Here is a 15,124-nt window from a genome sequence, read left to right on the forward strand (position 1 = left end):
ATGGAACATTTAATTGAAGATTTAACCCAGTCGCTTCATAAAGGCTTTATTGATCGTTCTATTGTGCATCAAGGGCACCATGTGCCGAAATTGTTGCTGAATAATCAAGAAGAAAATGTGCTCGCAACGCTCATCGATGAACTAGAGAAATGTCAGTCCTTTATGATTTCGGTTGCTTTTATTACGCCGAGCGGTCTCCAAAGTCTGAAGTCACATTTATATGATATGGCACAACGTGGTGTTAAAGGCAAAATATTAACTTCCAATTATTTAGGTTTCAACTCCCCAAAAGTGTATGAAGAGCTGATGAAGTTAGACAATGTTGAAGTCCGTGTAACAGATGTCTCAGGCTTTCATGCGAAAGGTTATATTTTTGATCATGACGCCTATTCTACGTTAGTTGTGGGGAGTTCGAATTTAACTTCTAATGCTTTGAAAGTTAATTATGAACATAATATTTTATTATCTTCTCATCAAAATGGTGATTTAGTCCATAAAGTGAAAGACCAATTCAATGGGTTATGGGAAGAGAGCACTCCTTTAACAGAAGCTTGGATTGAGGCGTATCGTGAGGTTTATCAACCACAAATGACACAACGGTTGTTTGAAGAAAGTCAGAAACAAACGTTGTTGGAAAATAAAATACATGAAGCGGTTAAAATTGAACCGAATTTAATGCAGATAGAAGCGTTAAAAGGTTTGGCAGAGATGCGTGCACAAGGTGAAAATAAAGCATTGATTATTTCTGCGACAGGGACAGGTAAGACGATTATGTCTGCGTTAGATGTCCGTGCATTTAAACCTAAACGTTTCTTATTTGTTGTGCATAGTGAAACCATCTTAAATGATGCATTGGCAGCTTATCGTAAAGTGTTGGCAGATGAAAATGAAGCGGACTTTGCGAAGTTGACGGGGACTGAGAAGAATTTGGATGCGAAGTATTTATTCGCGACTGTACAAACAATGTCGAAGCCTGACATTTATCAACAGTTTGACCCGGCAGCTTTTGATTATATTGTCTTTGATGAAGCACATCGTTCAGCAGCACAAAGTTATCAAAATATCTTCCATTACTTTCAACCGAAATTTATGTTAGGGATGACCGCAACACCTGAACGAAGTGATGATCTCAGTGTCTTCGCGCAATTTAATCATAATGTTGCTTATGAAATTCGACTTCAGAAGGCATTAGAAAGTGATATTTTATGTCCATTCCATTATTTTGGTGTCTCAGATTATATTCAAGAAGGCCAAGTTGTGGATGATAACACACAAGACTTAAAATTCTTAGCGTCTGATGACCGTGTGAAATATATTCTAGAGAAAACGGATTATTATGGTTATTCTGGTGACGAATTAAAAGGGCTAATCTTTGTCAGTCGTAAAAAAGAAGCACAAGCTTTAGCACAAAAGTTAAATGCCAAAGGCATACCCACACAAGCTTTAACAGGTTCAGATTCACAAAAACAGCGTAACGAAGTGATTCAACAGTTAAAAGACGGCAGATTAAATTATATTATCACCGTAGATTTGTTTAACGAAGGAATTGATATTCCTGAAATCAATCAAGTGGTGATGTTACGGAGCACACAATCAAGTATTATCTTTGTACAACAATTAGGACGTGGTCTTCGTAAGAGTGCGAATAAAGATTTTGTGACAGTCATTGATTTCATTGGAAACTATAAAAATAACTATATGATTCCGATAGCACTGTCAGGTGACCATTCCCATAATAAAGATAGTTATCGAAAATTTATTTCAGACTATGCGCCATTAAAAGGCGTTTCAACAATTAATTTTGAAGAAGTTGCTCAAAAGAGAATTTTTGATTCGATTCAATCTGCGACTTTAAATAAGAAAGCTATGATTTTACAAGCATTCAATGAAGTGAAAGCACGCATTGGTCGCACGCCAAGTTTAATGGATTTCATTCATCAACATTCGATTGATCCAGAAGTGATTCTTTCGAAGTATGGGAATTATGAACAATTTCTAGTGGAGAAAACAGATATTACGACAAGAATCTCTGAAAATGCCTCTAAGAATTTGACGTTCATTTCTCAAGAATTAGCGAAAGGTTTGAAGAATACCGATTATTTAGCACTAGAGTTGTTGATGAGCCAAGATGAAAGTTTTGAACGTTTAGTTGAAAAACTTCAACATAGAGATAGTGAAATTGAAGAAGCGGATGTGCGTACCAGTTTGAAGGTATTAGATGAAACTTTCTTCAGTAAGAATATAGATAAAAGATATGGCACACCGATGGTTGAATGGGATAAAAAGACTAATCTTATCGGTCTTACTAAACCGTTTAAAATGAACTTGAAAAATGAAGCCTTTCGTCATCACGTCAATGATTTGATCGAAGTAGCCCAATATAAACATAAGCATGTCTATCAAAATCAAAATGACTTTATCTTGTATGAACGTTATTCGAGAAAAGATTTTGTGAAAGTGATGAACTGGGATAAAGATGAGTCTGCAGTTATTAACGGTTATAAACAAAAACATCATACATTGCCAATTTTCATTACGTATCACAAAAGTGAAGATATCAGCGACAATACAGCGTATGAAGATCAATTCATTAATCAAAATGAGCTGAAATGGTTCACGCGTTCACCAAGAAAGTTAAGTTCTGATGAAGTTCAAAAAGTAATGCGACACCAAGAACTCAATACACCAATGTATCTTTTCGTGAAGAAAGAAGACGGTGAAGGAACAGACTTCTATTATTTAGGTAAAGCTCGCTTTATGTCAGGTACTGAAGCACAAACGAAGATGCCGGATGGCAAAGATGTAGTCACAATGCATCTTGCTTTAGATACGCCGGTTCGAGATGATATTTACCGCTATTTAGTTGAGAAATAAACTGATTGCCTGACTCGAAAAAGAGTCAGGTTTTTTGTGATATATAGGTCAGAATAGAGATGAATCAGTCTTTTTGACCATAGATTTGCTTGTATGCGCATAGATGCATATAATCTTGATTAAACACATGATAACGATTCACTATTAAGAGGAATGAGACGGATAATAAGGCGGAAAGGATTCTGGTGATTGGCAGCCCTGGCACAGGAAAATCAACATTTGCTAAACAGTTAAGTCAGAAAATGAATATTCCAGTCTTTCATTTAGATAAACTGTTTTGGAAAAATGATCATGAAACAATTAATCAAGAAGAGTTTATAAAACAAGTCGAAAAAGTAATTGCTGAAAATGAATCTTGGATTATAGATGGGAATTATAGAGACACTTTACCTTTGAGATTAGAACAAGCAGAACTTGTCATTTGGTTGAAAGCACCACGTTGGAAATGTATTTTGAATGTGGTTAAACGTTATTTTAGATTATTAAAGAATGAGGATACTGGCGGCAATCCGAAGTCACTGCGATTCGAATTTGTAAAATATATTTGGGACTTTCCAAGCAATCATTTTCTTTCTATGATTCAAGCTAAAACAAATAGTTTAAATCGAGCAAAATGGATTGAGTTAAATGGGTTTAAAGAAATGAAGCATTTTATGCGAGAAAGTGAATTTAAAATAAAACACTAGCCCAAATGATTATTTTGGACTAGTGGTCATAGACAATGAAAATAAACTTTAAGTGCTTACTGATGTATAGCAATACTTGCACGTGTCAGTTTACGTTTATTTTTATAATAAACAAGTGCGATGGTTGAATTGACCATAGCGGACGAAATAATCAAGACATCGTCGTATTGGACGAAGGTGATACTGATGATATAACCAGTAATAATCAACGATACGGATATGATGAATAAACGCAATTTTCGATAGTAATCATGGAAATAGGACATATTCATCCATAATCCGAAGAAGAATAAGAAAATGCTGGCATACATAAAGTGTACTTCAAATAATCGATTGATTTTACCACTGCTGCTGAAGATAATAGCCGCATTCACGCCGCCTAATGCAATATTAATGATAAGGTGTGAATAATTTAATTTAAACCCGATGGTGCGATGACGATGGTTAATATAAAACTCTGTAATTGCCCAATAAGCTAAGAATAATCCAATTAAAATCATGAATTGGAAAATATAAAGATAATCAAATGTCGTAATACTGAAGATACTTGCGATACCTACTAATAATTCTCCAAATACGATGATAGTCAAAAGAGCATAACGTTCTACTAAATGCATCATATTGACAGGAGATTCTTTTAAATATTTACGAAATGGTACTAAACCTATTGCAGCAATCATCAATCCTAAGTTCCCTGGCACAAAGCGATAAGGTGGCGGTGTAAATGAACCAATGATTGAAAAGATTGCAACAAAAGATGTGACAATGACATAAGCAATACATGTCATTTTATCGCCTTTTGATTTTGTATGTCGTATTTGTAGTAAATATTGTAGACAAATACTTAAATAAAGTAATGACATATAAGTCATAAAGGGTACAAAGGTTTTATTGAAATCTGGATAGAAACTGTTGGATAAGAAAATCAAAAGAAAAATATTCACAATAGTGAAGCCTACATCTTTTGGTAATAGCTCACCAAAGCGGTTAGTGAAGACTGTTTGATGTGCCCATAATAGCCATAAAAATAGACTCATTAAAATATAAATAATAAAGGTATTTAAGGTTAAAGTGCCGTTACCTGTAAGTTGAAGTAATACATGTGCAATTTTCTGCAAAGCATATACGAAAATCAAGTCATAAAAGAGTTCATGAAAGTTAGCACGTTTATCTTGTAAGTAACGTGGTGTTAAATTAGACGCCATTTGTGTCATCTCCTGTTGTATTTAGTAGGCGACTTGTATTCTCTTTTTTTAAGTCTCTTGTATTTTAGTATGAATGGAATCAAAATAAAAGTGATTACATTTAGTGTTAACATGTAATCATTTAGATGATTAAATCAATATTAAGGCATAAAAAAAGCGAACCTCTTAGTAGAGATTCGCCTCAATAATTGAATGATAATTATGCTTTGTTTACTGATGCGTCGTAGATTGTATCAATCGCATCTTGTAATTTATTGTTAAATTCTTCGTCTGATTGGTTAACGTTCAAGTCAGTTACTAATGCACGAGAGAAGCTTGCGATTAAGCCATCGTTTTCTTTTAAGATTTTGTTTGCTTCTTCACGGCTGTAACCACCAGATAATGCAACAACACGTACCACTTGAGGGTGTTCGATAAGTTCTTTATAAGTGTTTGCTTTTGTTGGAATTGTTAATTTCAACATAACATTTTGATCTTTATTTAAGTTGTCTAACTCAGCTTTGATTGCTGCTGCTAAGTTTTCTTCGATTGCTTCTTTATCTTCTGCGTGAATGTTAACTTCTGGTTCGATAATTGGTACTAAACCAGCCGCAATGATTTCTTTAGCAACTTCGAATTGTTGTTTAACAACTTTTTCGATACCTTCTTTGTTGTTTTCTAAAATGTTAGAACGCATTTTTGTACCGAAGATATGACGTTCGTTTGCGCGTTTCAATAATTCATCTAAATCTGGAATAGGTTTCATTAATTGAACGCCTTCATTTTGGTCGGCTAATCCTTTGTCGACTTTCAAGAATGGTACGACACCTTTGCTTGCTAGGAAGTCACCAGTGTATTGTCCTTCAATTTCACGATCTATTGTTTGCTCGAATAGGATAGCTCCTAGGATTTTGTCTCCGTTGAAAGCAGGTGAAGTAATGATGCGTGTACGCATTTCGTGTACAAGGTCAAACATTTCATCATCGTTTGAGTATTCATTTTCTTCAATTCCGTAAGCTTTAAGCGCTTTAGGAGTACTACCACCGCTTTGGTCTAATGCTGCGATAAATCCTTTACCATTTTTAATTTTGTCAAATTGTTCTTGGTTCATTTATTGACACTCCTCTTTCCGCATTTTGCTATATCTCTTTCATCTCTAGTATGGTAAAAATGAAGTGATTTCGCAAATAGTTTAACTCATAAATGTAAAATAAATCACAAACGGAATTTTAGATGGATTATTGGCTTGAAACTAGGACATTAAACGTCTTGTTAGTATTCATTTGAAACTAAAATACGTTACAATAGTGTGAAAGGGATTTGTTGAAAGGGTGAAGACGGTGAGCAGAATAGAAACGTTATTTGTAGGCGGTGTGGAAACAGTAGGGCATCCGCACGCCGTTAATAAACTGGATCAGCAGTGGATGACTGCTGCGTATAAGAAAGCCATGCCGATACCTGTTTTTCTGACTAAAAGCGGTTTGGAAGGTGATGATGTGGGAGATAAGAAACACCACGGCGGACCAGAAAAAGCATTATTTGCGTATAGTGTCATTCATTATGATAAATGGGCAGAAGAATATCCAGATGCAGAATTCAAAGCTGGGACAAATGGTGAAAATGTATCTGTGACAGATATGGATGAAACGACGGTATGTATCGGAGATATTTATCGAGTCGGTGAAGCGTTAGTACAAGTCTCACAACCACGCAGACCTTGTTGGAAACCAGGCAGACGGGTGAAATGGATTGACTTCGGACAACGTATTCAAGATACAGGGCGTACAGGTTGGTACTTCAGAGTGCTTGAGGAAGGTCGTATTCAACAAGGCGATGTGTTTGAGTTAGTAGAACGCCCATGTGAAACATGGACAATTGCGAAGATGAATGATGTATTATATCATCATACAGACCATCCGCAACTGATGCGTCAGCTAATGGATAATGACTATACACCGCCGTCTTGGAAAGAAGAGTTAAGTCAATTGCTTGAAGGAGAAGCGGTGGATCATACACCAAGACTCTATGGTCCGAACATTTAAAAAAATACTTATTGTAATAAAAATAAAAGACACATGCACCGAAATGGCGACATGTGTCTTTCTTATTCATCTTATCTTATTGTCTGTCAGCCTCATGGCTGCGAAGGGGAGAAAACAGCCATGAGTGATTTATGACAGATTAACCTTTTACTTTTGTGGCAATGATTGGATAGGATTATTTAATCCAGTGTCGTTGCACGTTAACATCTTCAATATCGGTTTATTATTTTTATTATGTGCAACATTTCATATGCCAAGTGTTTGTATGGACATCAAGCATCATTCATTGAGGAGGGTATAACTCAACGTAGATGGATGTGCCTGGTTTAATTTTCAGTTGTAGGTTTATTGATCGCATGCAAATGGGCTGTATGTTTGTATGCGAATTTTATCATTTGTATGATGGGTATTCGATTTTTTTAGTATTGATTAGACCATCCAAGGACGGTTATGCGTATTTTGTTGTTTCGGTTTGTTTGGGAGTTTATCGTGCGAAACAACTTTTGGTTCTTGACCAGATTCAATTCTTCTTTTTAATTTTGAATCAATCTTTGAAGTATTGAATGGGACGAAGACGCGTTTTGCGTCTTGATTGCAGTCAGGGCAAACTGCATAATCATGATTTTCATTCATAGATTGATTTAGCGTAAATTCACCGTGTTTTGCGCATGCATAAGTGTAATTGGGCATTACTCATCAGGCTCCAAATTCGGAATGATATCATCTCTGAAGATTTCACGAGGTATTGCAATTGTACAACAAGCGTTTGGAACATCCACGATACCAGCAACTGTACCTTGGACGGGCGCTGTTCCAAGTAACATATAAGCTTGTTCACCTGTAAAGCCTCGTGTTTTTAAGAATTCAATCGCGTTTAAACAAGCGTTGCGATAAGCGGTATTCGCATTTAAATACTCTTGTTTTCCGCTGAATTCATCTACTGAAATACCTTCGAATACAATATAATCTGTATAGTTCGGCATTACAGGTCCTGGTTTGAAGGCTGGGTTCTTTTTAATTTGATATTTTTCCATGCCATTTTTAATCACGTTGACGCGTAAATCAATCCAACCAGGCATTTCGATACCGCCGCAGAATGTAATTTCACCATCACCTTGTGAGAAATGCAGATCGCCGACAGATAACTTTGCACCGTCGACAAAGACTGGGAAATAAATGCGGGAACCTTTCGATAAGTTTTTGATATCGCAGTTACCGCCGTTTTCTCTAGGAGGAACGGTTCTGGCACCTTCTTTAGCGACGCGGTCGAAATCTTTTCCTTCTAAAGTGCCAAGCACTACAGCATCCGTATCAGGTAAGTTTGCTAATACCGGCTCTCTGTTCGGATCTGTATCTACCAATGCTTGTTCACGTCGGTTCCATTCATCCAACATTTCTTGGGAAGGCGCAACCCCAATCAATCCTGGGTGAATCAATCCGACAAATTCTACACCAGGTACATGACGACTTGTCGCATAAATACCATTGAAATCCCAAATCGATTTTTGGGCATTCGGATAATGGTCAACGAGGAAACTGCCACCGTTTGTCACGTCGAAAATTCCGTTAAAGCCCCATTCGTGTTCTGGGAATGCGCCGATATCTAAGATGTCGACGACGAGTAAGTCGCCAGGCTCAACACCGTTGACATATACGGGACCACTCAGTACATGTACACGGTTCAAGTTGACATACTTGATATCGCTTGGGTCGTCATTGTTTGAGACTTGACCATCGGTCCAGTCTAAACATTCCATCCTAAATGATTCCCCGGGTTCAACTGAAAATGCAGCCGGAATGTCCGGGTGCCATCGGTTGTGTCCGGGATGTGCTTGCTGATCCATTTTCTTATTCAAATCCACACTAAATAATTTCTTAGGCATATGCCTACCCCCTTGCCGAAATAATTTGTGACTGAAGATTCTGACTAGAAATAGTATTCCTCAAAAAGTTACATTTTAAACTCGTTTTCTGAATTTTTGTGAAAAATATTGATTTTTTGTTAAAAAGTTACAATTTGTGAAATAATAGAAAGGATGACTATAAAAAGAAGGTGACGAAATGCATAAAGGATTACGTTTGGTTTTAGGAGGTCTATTCAGCCTAGCAGGAGTCATGCACTTTGTGCGTTCTGATGCTTTTACTCGCATCGTTCCGAAGTATTTACCATTACGTAAAACAGCAGTAATTGTAACAGGTATTGTTGAACTAATCATTGGTGGCGTTCTATTCTGGAAACGCCCAAGCCAAGCATTTAAACGAGGTATCAATGCTTTTTTAATTTCGGTATTTCCAGCTAATATTTATATGGCACGCAAACAATTACCGTTAGGCGATTATCAACTACCTAAGTGGGCTTTATACAGCCGCTTGCCATTGCAATTTGTCTTAATGGCATTCATTCGCAAACTATAAATAATATAAAAATAAAGCTTCTCCTTGTTTTGAAAATTAAACAAGAAGAAGCTTTTTTTAGTCTTTAATGATTCAATTAAAGAAGTCGACTGACTGCTTGTGCCACTTGTTTAGGTGACTGTGGATTTTGGCCTGTTACAAGTCGTCCATCTGTTTCAACTTCAGGTGTGAAAGGTAACATGGCTTTTTGATAATCTGCGCCACGACGTTTAATTTCATCTTCTAACATGAATGGAACAAGTTTTTTACGATTTGCGAGCAATTCTTCTGTATTAGAAAAGCCTGTCATTTGTTTTTGGTCAATGAAGTATCTGCCATTATTGTCTTTAACGTTTAATAACGCTGCGATACCATGACATACAGCTGCCACAATACCGTTGTGACCATAAACTTCATTAATCGCATTTTGAATGTATTTATTATTAGGGAAATCAAACATTACCCCATGGCCGCCAGTGAAGTAGATAACATCGTATTTTGATGGATCTGCTTCTTTAATCGATTTAGAGTATTTTAATTGTGTCATAAATTTTTCATCATCATAATAACGTTTTGTCACTTTATCTAAAAAGACAGAGTTCAAGCTGACTGGGTCTATTGGCGTTTCGCCGCCTTCAACACTGAAAATGTCGATTTCGTAGTTGCCGTCGTTAAAATAATCATAAAAGTGAACAAGTTCTCCTAACCAAAGTCCTGTTGGTTTTGAAAATTCACCGAAATGATCTGTACTTGTGTTGACTATCATAATTTTTTTCATACTTTAACCTTCTTTCTATGGAAAAGCCCACTTCTTCTTAAATACCCTGTTTAAGCATTAAATACTGTTTTAATTCCTTCATCGTAAGAAGTGATGTGGAATTCTGGGAAACGTTGCTTAAATTTATCTGAATTGAAAATATTATTGTATTTATATCTTGGCAGTAATTCCATCAGTTCTTTGACTTGATCATTGAATAAGCTGCCAATTTTAAAGCCCCACATTGGTAAGACATGGTAGCCGATTTTTTGATGGAGTACTGCTTCTGTTTTTTTGATGAGCTTCTCATATGTCAGACTGCCGGCTACTGGTAAATGCCATGTTTGGCCATAAGCGTCTGGTGTATTGCCAAGTAACGCTAGCGCACGACTTGCATCTGGTGTCCAAATTAAAGTACGCAACACTGAAGCACTGACAGGAATAATCGCTTTTTTGCCAGCTTTAATACGATTGAATACTAAAGTATTGGTAATACTTTGTGTTTTATCAGGACCATAGAATTCAGGTGCACGACCAATTACCACTTGTAAATTTTGTTCATTCATCGCTTTGAGGACCATTTCAGCCATCTGTGCACGGACCACTGATTTGCGTCCTACAGGTACAAATGGGCTAGATTCTGTTTGTACATTTGCGTTTTTTTCATACATGTATGTGTTATCGAAGAAAGCCAGTTTAGCATTGGTTTCAAGGCAAGCTTTAATAACATTTTTCATCATGACAGGGAAGCGTTGTTCCCACATTTCAGAATTGGCAGGCAAGCCGACTGCGAAATAAACAACATCACTGCCTTCAATTGCATGGTATGCTTCTGCGTAGTTCATTAAATCTGCGGCAACGAGTTCATCACTATCATGAATTTCTTTAGGTTTTCTGCCGACTAAACGAATGTCTTTTGTGTAATTTTTATAAAGTTCTCTTGCAATTTCGTGGCCGATTTGGCCATTACTTCCTAGAACAGTTTGCATGCTTTATCACTCCAAATTTGTGTGTTTATTTTACTTTTTCCTTATGTTCAAGTTCGTAAACATAGTTGGTAAAAAATTAAGCAGTGACTTCTAAAATATCAACTGCTCCTTAAATGATCATCTAAGTAAAATTTATTTTACCTTGCTCAATGTGAAATAGGAATTGATATGCTCACAACAACTTAATTTTTTTCAGAACAATTAACAAGGGTAATGTAAGCGCTTAACTAATTGCGGTTCTAAGTCTTATATGAATTTGTTTAATTATGATGTTCACACAATCGTAACGAAATAAAATAAAAATATGTGTTTTTCATTTACTCCAAGTAAAAAATAGGATATTCTTTTTGTGAAATAATTCACAAAGTAATTCAGAAGCATTCATGTCGAGGAGGAAATAGAAATGACTACATCTACTCAAAATGAGAAACAACCAACAGAAGTACAACCTGAAATTAATCCCACGCAACAAATGATTGATGCACTTGCAGAAAATGGACAACATGCATTACGTGAATTAGCAAAGCTTGATCAAACACAAATTGATCACATTGTTCATGCGATGGCAATGGCAGCTGTAGACAAACATATGGAACTTGCGAAAGTTGCCTATGAAGAAACAGGCCGTGGTATTTATGAAGATAAAGCTATCAAGAATCTATATGCATCAGAATATATCTGGCAATCTATCAAATACAATAAAACAATTGGTGTCATTGATGAAGATGAACAACGTGGTTTGACGTATGTAGCTTCACCTGTCGGTGTAGTATGTGGTGTAACACCGACAACGAACCCGACTTCTACAACAATTTTTAAAGCAATTATCGCAATTAAAACAGGTAACCCGATTATCTTCGCTTTCCATCCAAGTGCACAACAATCTTCTGCACTTGCGGCGAAAGTCATTTATGAAGCAGCACTCAAAGCAGGAGCACCAGAACATATTATTCAATGGATTGAACATCCATCATTAGAAGCAACTAAATTATTAATGAACCATGACAAAGTGGCATTAGTACTTGCGACAGGTGGTGCAGGTATGGTGAAATCTGCGTATTCAACAGGTAAGCCAGCATTAGGTGTAGGACCAGGTAACGTACCGGCATATATCGAAAAGTCTGCGAAAATCAAACGTGCAGTCAATGATGTCATTGTATCTAAGACTTTTGATAACGGCATGATTTGTGCTTCTGAACAAGGTGTCATTGTAGATAAAGAAATCTATGATGAAGTGAAAAAAGAATTTGAAGCACATCAATGTTATATCGTTAAGAAAAAAGAATTATCTAAATTAGAAAGTATCGTGATGCGTGAAGACCGTTGTGCAGTCAATGCAGATATCGTAGGTAAACCAGCCACTGAAATTGCGGCATCAGTCGGAATCAAAGTGCCTGAAGGTACGAAAATGTTAATTGCGGAACTTGAAGGTGTAGGACCAGATTATCCGTTATCTCGTGAAAAGTTATCTCTAGTACTCGCAATGGTTAAAGCAGAAAACCGTGAACATGGCTTAGAATTATGTGAAGGTATGCTTAATTTAGGCGGCTTAGGTCATACTGCAGTCGTGCATACAGAAGATGAAGCTTTACAAAGAGAATTCGGTATTCGCATGAATGCTTGTCGTGTGTTAGTCAACTCTCCATCAGCTGAAGGTGGTATCGGTAATATCTATAATGAAATGATTCCATCATTGACGTTAGGTTGCGGCTCTTATGGACATAACTCAGTTTCTCATAACGTTTCAGCTGTCGATTTAATCAATATAAAAACAATCGCTAAAAGGAGAAATAATATGCAATGGTTCAAACTTCCACCTAAAATTTTCTTTGAGAAAAACTCTCTTATGTATTTAACGCAAATGAAAGAAGTTGAACGCGTTGTAATCGTGACAGACGAAGGCATGGTAAACCTTGGTTATGCGAAACGTGTACAAGAAGTACTAGCACGACGTAATGATGCACCTGATGTGCGTATCTTTAGCGATGTTGAACCCAACCCATCAACTAACACTGTCTATAAAGGTTTAGAGTTAATGGTTGAATTCCAACCGGATACAATTATCGCAATCGGCGGCGGATCTGTTATGGACGCGGCGAAAGGTATGTGGGCATTCTTCGAACACCCAGATTTATCATTCTTTGGTGCGAAACAAAAATTCTTAGACATTCGTAAACGTGCTTATAAAATTATGCCAGCACAACGTGCGAAAATGGTTTGTATTCCAACCACTTCAGGTACAGGTTCAGAAGTTACACCATTTGCGGTTATCACAGATAGTGATACGCATGTCAAATATCCATTAGCAGATTATGCCTTGACGCCAGATGTAGCTATCGTAGATTCACAATTTGTATTAAGTGTGCCGAGAGGGGTCACTGCTGATACAGGTATGGATGTGTTAACACACGCAATTGAATCTTATGTATCCGTAATGGCGAGTGATTATACACGTGGCTTGAGCTTACAAGCGATTAAAATTGTTTTCGATGATTTAAAAGCTTCAGCGAATGATGGAGATCCAGATGCAAGAGAACGTATGCATAATGCTTCAACACTTGCAGGTATGGCGTTTGCTAATGCATTCTTAGGAATCAGTCACTCAATCGCACATAAAATCGGTGGAGAATACAACATTCCGCATGGTCGTACGAATGCGATTTTATTACCGCATGTCATCAGATATAATGCGAAAGATCCGCAAAAACATGCGATGTTCCCTAAATATGATTATTTCAGAGCGGATCAAGATTATGCAGATATTGCGAAATTCTTAGGCTTAAAAGGTAAAACAACAGAAGATTTAGTGGAAGCTTTGGCAGATGCTGTTTATGAATTAGGTCAAAGCGTAGGTATCGAAATGAATCTTAAAGCACAAGGTTTAACACAAGAAGTATTAGATAAAACAGTAGACCGTATGGCTGAACTTGCATACGAAGACCAATGTACAACTGCTAACCCTAAAGAACCATTAATCAGTGAACTAAAAGATATTATCATCACTGCTTATGATTATCAAAAATAAGTCGCTATGACCTTTCCAAATGACTAAAATTCAATCATCCATTCAAAACACGTCCTTGATATAAGGGGCGTGTTTTTTGATACATAGAAAAAGACCGATGCTTTTGACATCGGTCTTAAAGTGAATACTTTATTGTTCGTTTTGTTTGTTGATCCAGTCTGTAGATAAATCCATTGCTGCACGTGTCGCATTTGTTTTGTCTAAATCGTTAACCATCACAAAGTCATGAATTGTACCTTGCATACGTGCATGTGTCACATCATTACCAGCTTCTCTTAATTTGTGTGCATAAGCTTCGCCTTCATCACGTAATACGTCAGCTTCAGCGTTAATAATCATCGCTTTTGGTAAGTCTTTTAATTCTTCTAATGATGCACGTAATGGTGAAGCAGTAATTTCTGCGCGTTCATTTTCATCTGTTGTATATTGATCCCAGAACCACTGCATACCTTCTTTAGTTAAATAGTAACCTTCCGCAAATTCATTATAAGAATCTGTGTCAAACGCAGCATTTGTTACAGGGTAATAAAGTAATTGTTGATGGATTGGTAAGCCATTACGTTGTTTTGTCATTAAAGTCATTACAGCTGACATATTACCGCCGACTGAATCACCCGCAACTGTTAAACGGTTTAAATCTAAGTTTTTATCCTCTGCGACATCTTTTAATTGTTGTAAGACGTCGTAGTTTTGTTCAATTGCTGTCGGATATTTCGCTTCAGGTGATAAATCATAATCAGGGAATACAACGACTGAATTTGTACGTACCGCAAGTTCTCTGACAAGTTTGTCATGTGTATGCGGGCTTCCGAATACCCAACCTGCACCATGAATATAATAAATCACTGGTAATTTTTCTTGGTTTCCTTTTGGACGAATGAATCGAACAGGAACTTCGCCATAAGATTTTGTTTCAAATGTTGTATCTTCAATATCTACATCATATTTTTTAATATCTGATGATTGTACATCTTCTAATAATTTTCGACCTTCTTCTGGAGGTAACTCATATATACGTGGATGTGGGTCATTGGCTTTCGCAAAGTCAAGTGCTGCTTGTTCTAAAATAATTTTTTGAGTCATAATCAAGCTCCTTCATATATAGAATGTCTCTTTCTCTGGTAAAAGTATACCACTACGTTTACGAACTTAAACATAGATATGCTCAAAAAA

The 15,124-nt window shown here is 36.7% G+C and carries 12 protein-coding genes; 5 read left to right on the plus strand and 7 right to left on the minus strand.

Translation table 11 applies throughout. The features are described 5' to 3' along the window. Positions 1-2,874, plus strand: coding sequence for a DEAD/DEAH box helicase (locus CD112_RS01575; protein WP_170121951.1), 2,874 nt, complete (start codon positions 1-3; stop codon positions 2,872-2,874). 185 nt (positions 2,875-3,059) lie between these two features. Continuing rightward, positions 3,060-3,560 (plus strand): AAA family ATPase, encoded by a 501-nt coding sequence (locus CD112_RS01580; protein ID WP_231911525.1) that lies wholly within the window; start codon positions 3,060-3,062, stop codon positions 3,558-3,560. Between the two features lie 56 nt (positions 3,561-3,616). On the opposite strand, the gene CD112_RS01585 is transcribed toward CD112_RS01580, so the two are convergent. Next, positions 3,617-4,765 carry a low temperature requirement protein A gene (locus CD112_RS01585; protein WP_103363728.1) on the minus strand — a complete coding sequence of 383 codons (1,149 nt, stop codon included), beginning with the start codon at positions 4,763-4,765 and terminating at the stop codon, positions 3,617-3,619. A gap of 199 nt (positions 4,766-4,964) precedes the next feature. Then, positions 4,965-5,855, minus strand: a complete 891-nt coding sequence (locus tag CD112_RS01590) for a fructose bisphosphate aldolase (protein ID WP_103363729.1) — start codon at positions 5,853-5,855, stop codon at positions 4,965-4,967. A 229-nt stretch (positions 5,856-6,084) separates the two neighbouring features. Here CD112_RS01590 and CD112_RS01595 point away from each other — a divergent pair, with 229 nt between their 5' ends. After that, positions 6,085-6,786, plus strand: coding sequence for an MOSC domain-containing protein (locus CD112_RS01595; RefSeq protein WP_023015593.1), 702 nt, complete (start codon positions 6,085-6,087; stop codon positions 6,784-6,786). 429 nt (positions 6,787-7,215) lie between these two features. Here CD112_RS01595 and CD112_RS01600 read toward each other — a convergent pair whose 3' ends face one another. Together CD112_RS01600 and fmdA are read right to left on the minus strand one after the other, a co-directional pair. Next, complete coding sequence (locus CD112_RS01600) at positions 7,216-7,476, minus strand: zinc ribbon domain-containing protein (RefSeq protein WP_023015592.1); 261 nt, start codon at positions 7,474-7,476, stop codon at positions 7,216-7,218. Beyond that, positions 7,476-8,669 carry a formamidase gene (gene fmdA / locus CD112_RS01605; RefSeq protein WP_002479988.1) on the minus strand — a complete coding sequence of 398 codons (1,194 nt, stop codon included), beginning with the start codon at positions 8,667-8,669 and terminating at the stop codon, positions 7,476-7,478. The genes CD112_RS01600 and fmdA overlap by 1 nt, the downstream gene beginning before the upstream one ends. 178 nt (positions 8,670-8,847) lie before the next feature. On the opposite strand from fmdA, the gene CD112_RS01610 reads away from it, so the two are divergent. Then, positions 8,848-9,201 carry a DoxX family protein gene (locus CD112_RS01610; protein WP_103363730.1) on the plus strand — a complete coding sequence of 118 codons (354 nt, stop codon included), beginning with the start codon at positions 8,848-8,850 and terminating at the stop codon, positions 9,199-9,201. A 76-nt stretch (positions 9,202-9,277) separates the two neighbouring features. Here the strand turns inward: CD112_RS01610 and CD112_RS01615 are convergent, their stop codons facing one another. Together CD112_RS01615 and CD112_RS01620 are read right to left on the minus strand one after the other, a co-directional pair. Next, positions 9,278-9,958 (minus strand): type 1 glutamine amidotransferase domain-containing protein, encoded by a 681-nt coding sequence (locus CD112_RS01615; RefSeq protein WP_070626800.1) that lies wholly within the window; start codon positions 9,956-9,958, stop codon positions 9,278-9,280. 50 nt (positions 9,959-10,008) lie between these two features. Further along, entirely contained in the window at positions 10,009-10,926 is a 918-nt protein-coding gene (locus CD112_RS01620) for an NAD-dependent epimerase/dehydratase family protein (RefSeq protein ID WP_103363731.1), read from the minus strand. Between the two features lie 403 nt (positions 10,927-11,329). Here CD112_RS01620 and adhE point away from each other — a divergent pair, with 403 nt between their 5' ends. After that, positions 11,330-13,951, plus strand: a complete 2,622-nt coding sequence (adhE, locus tag CD112_RS01625; protein ID WP_103363732.1) for a bifunctional acetaldehyde-CoA/alcohol dehydrogenase — start codon at positions 11,330-11,332, stop codon at positions 13,949-13,951. A 129-nt stretch (positions 13,952-14,080) separates the two neighbouring features. Here adhE and CD112_RS01630 read toward each other — a convergent pair whose 3' ends face one another. Next, positions 14,081-15,034, minus strand: coding sequence for an alpha/beta hydrolase (locus tag CD112_RS01630; protein WP_061055178.1), 954 nt, complete (start codon positions 15,032-15,034; stop codon positions 14,081-14,083). Positions 15,035-15,124 lie beyond the last annotated feature (90 nt).

The organism is Staphylococcus simulans (assembly GCF_002902285.1).
GTDB classification, from domain to species: Bacteria; Bacillota; Bacilli; order Staphylococcales; family Staphylococcaceae; genus Staphylococcus; species Staphylococcus simulans.

Coding starts and splice junctions, on each gene's coding strand:
- CD112_RS01630 (WP_061055178.1), bottom strand. CDS start 15,034: ATGACTCAAAAAATTATTTTAGAACAAGCAGCACTTGACTTTGCGAAA.
- CD112_RS01585 (WP_103363728.1), bottom strand. CDS start 4,765: ATGGCGTCTAATTTAACACCACGTTACTTACAAGATAAACGTGCTAAC.
- adhE (WP_103363732.1), top strand. CDS start 11,330: ATGACTACATCTACTCAAAATGAGAAACAACCAACAGAAGTACAACCT.
- CD112_RS01575 (WP_170121951.1), top strand. CDS start 1: ATGGAACATTTAATTGAAGATTTAACCCAGTCGCTTCATAAAGGCTTT.
- CD112_RS01615 (WP_070626800.1), bottom strand. CDS start 9,958: ATGAAAAAAATTATGATAGTCAACACAAGTACAGATCATTTCGGTGAA.
- CD112_RS01600 (WP_023015592.1), bottom strand. CDS start 7,476: ATGCCCAATTACACTTATGCATGCGCAAAACACGGTGAATTTACGCTA.
- CD112_RS01610 (WP_103363730.1), top strand. CDS start 8,848: ATGCATAAAGGATTACGTTTGGTTTTAGGAGGTCTATTCAGCCTAGCA.
- CD112_RS01590 (WP_103363729.1), bottom strand. CDS start 5,855: ATGAACCAAGAACAATTTGACAAAATTAAAAATGGTAAAGGATTTATC.
- fmdA (WP_002479988.1), bottom strand. CDS start 8,669: ATGCCTAAGAAATTATTTAGTGTGGATTTGAATAAGAAAATGGATCAG.
- CD112_RS01620 (WP_103363731.1), bottom strand. CDS start 10,926: ATGCAAACTGTTCTAGGAAGTAATGGCCAAATCGGCCACGAAATTGCA.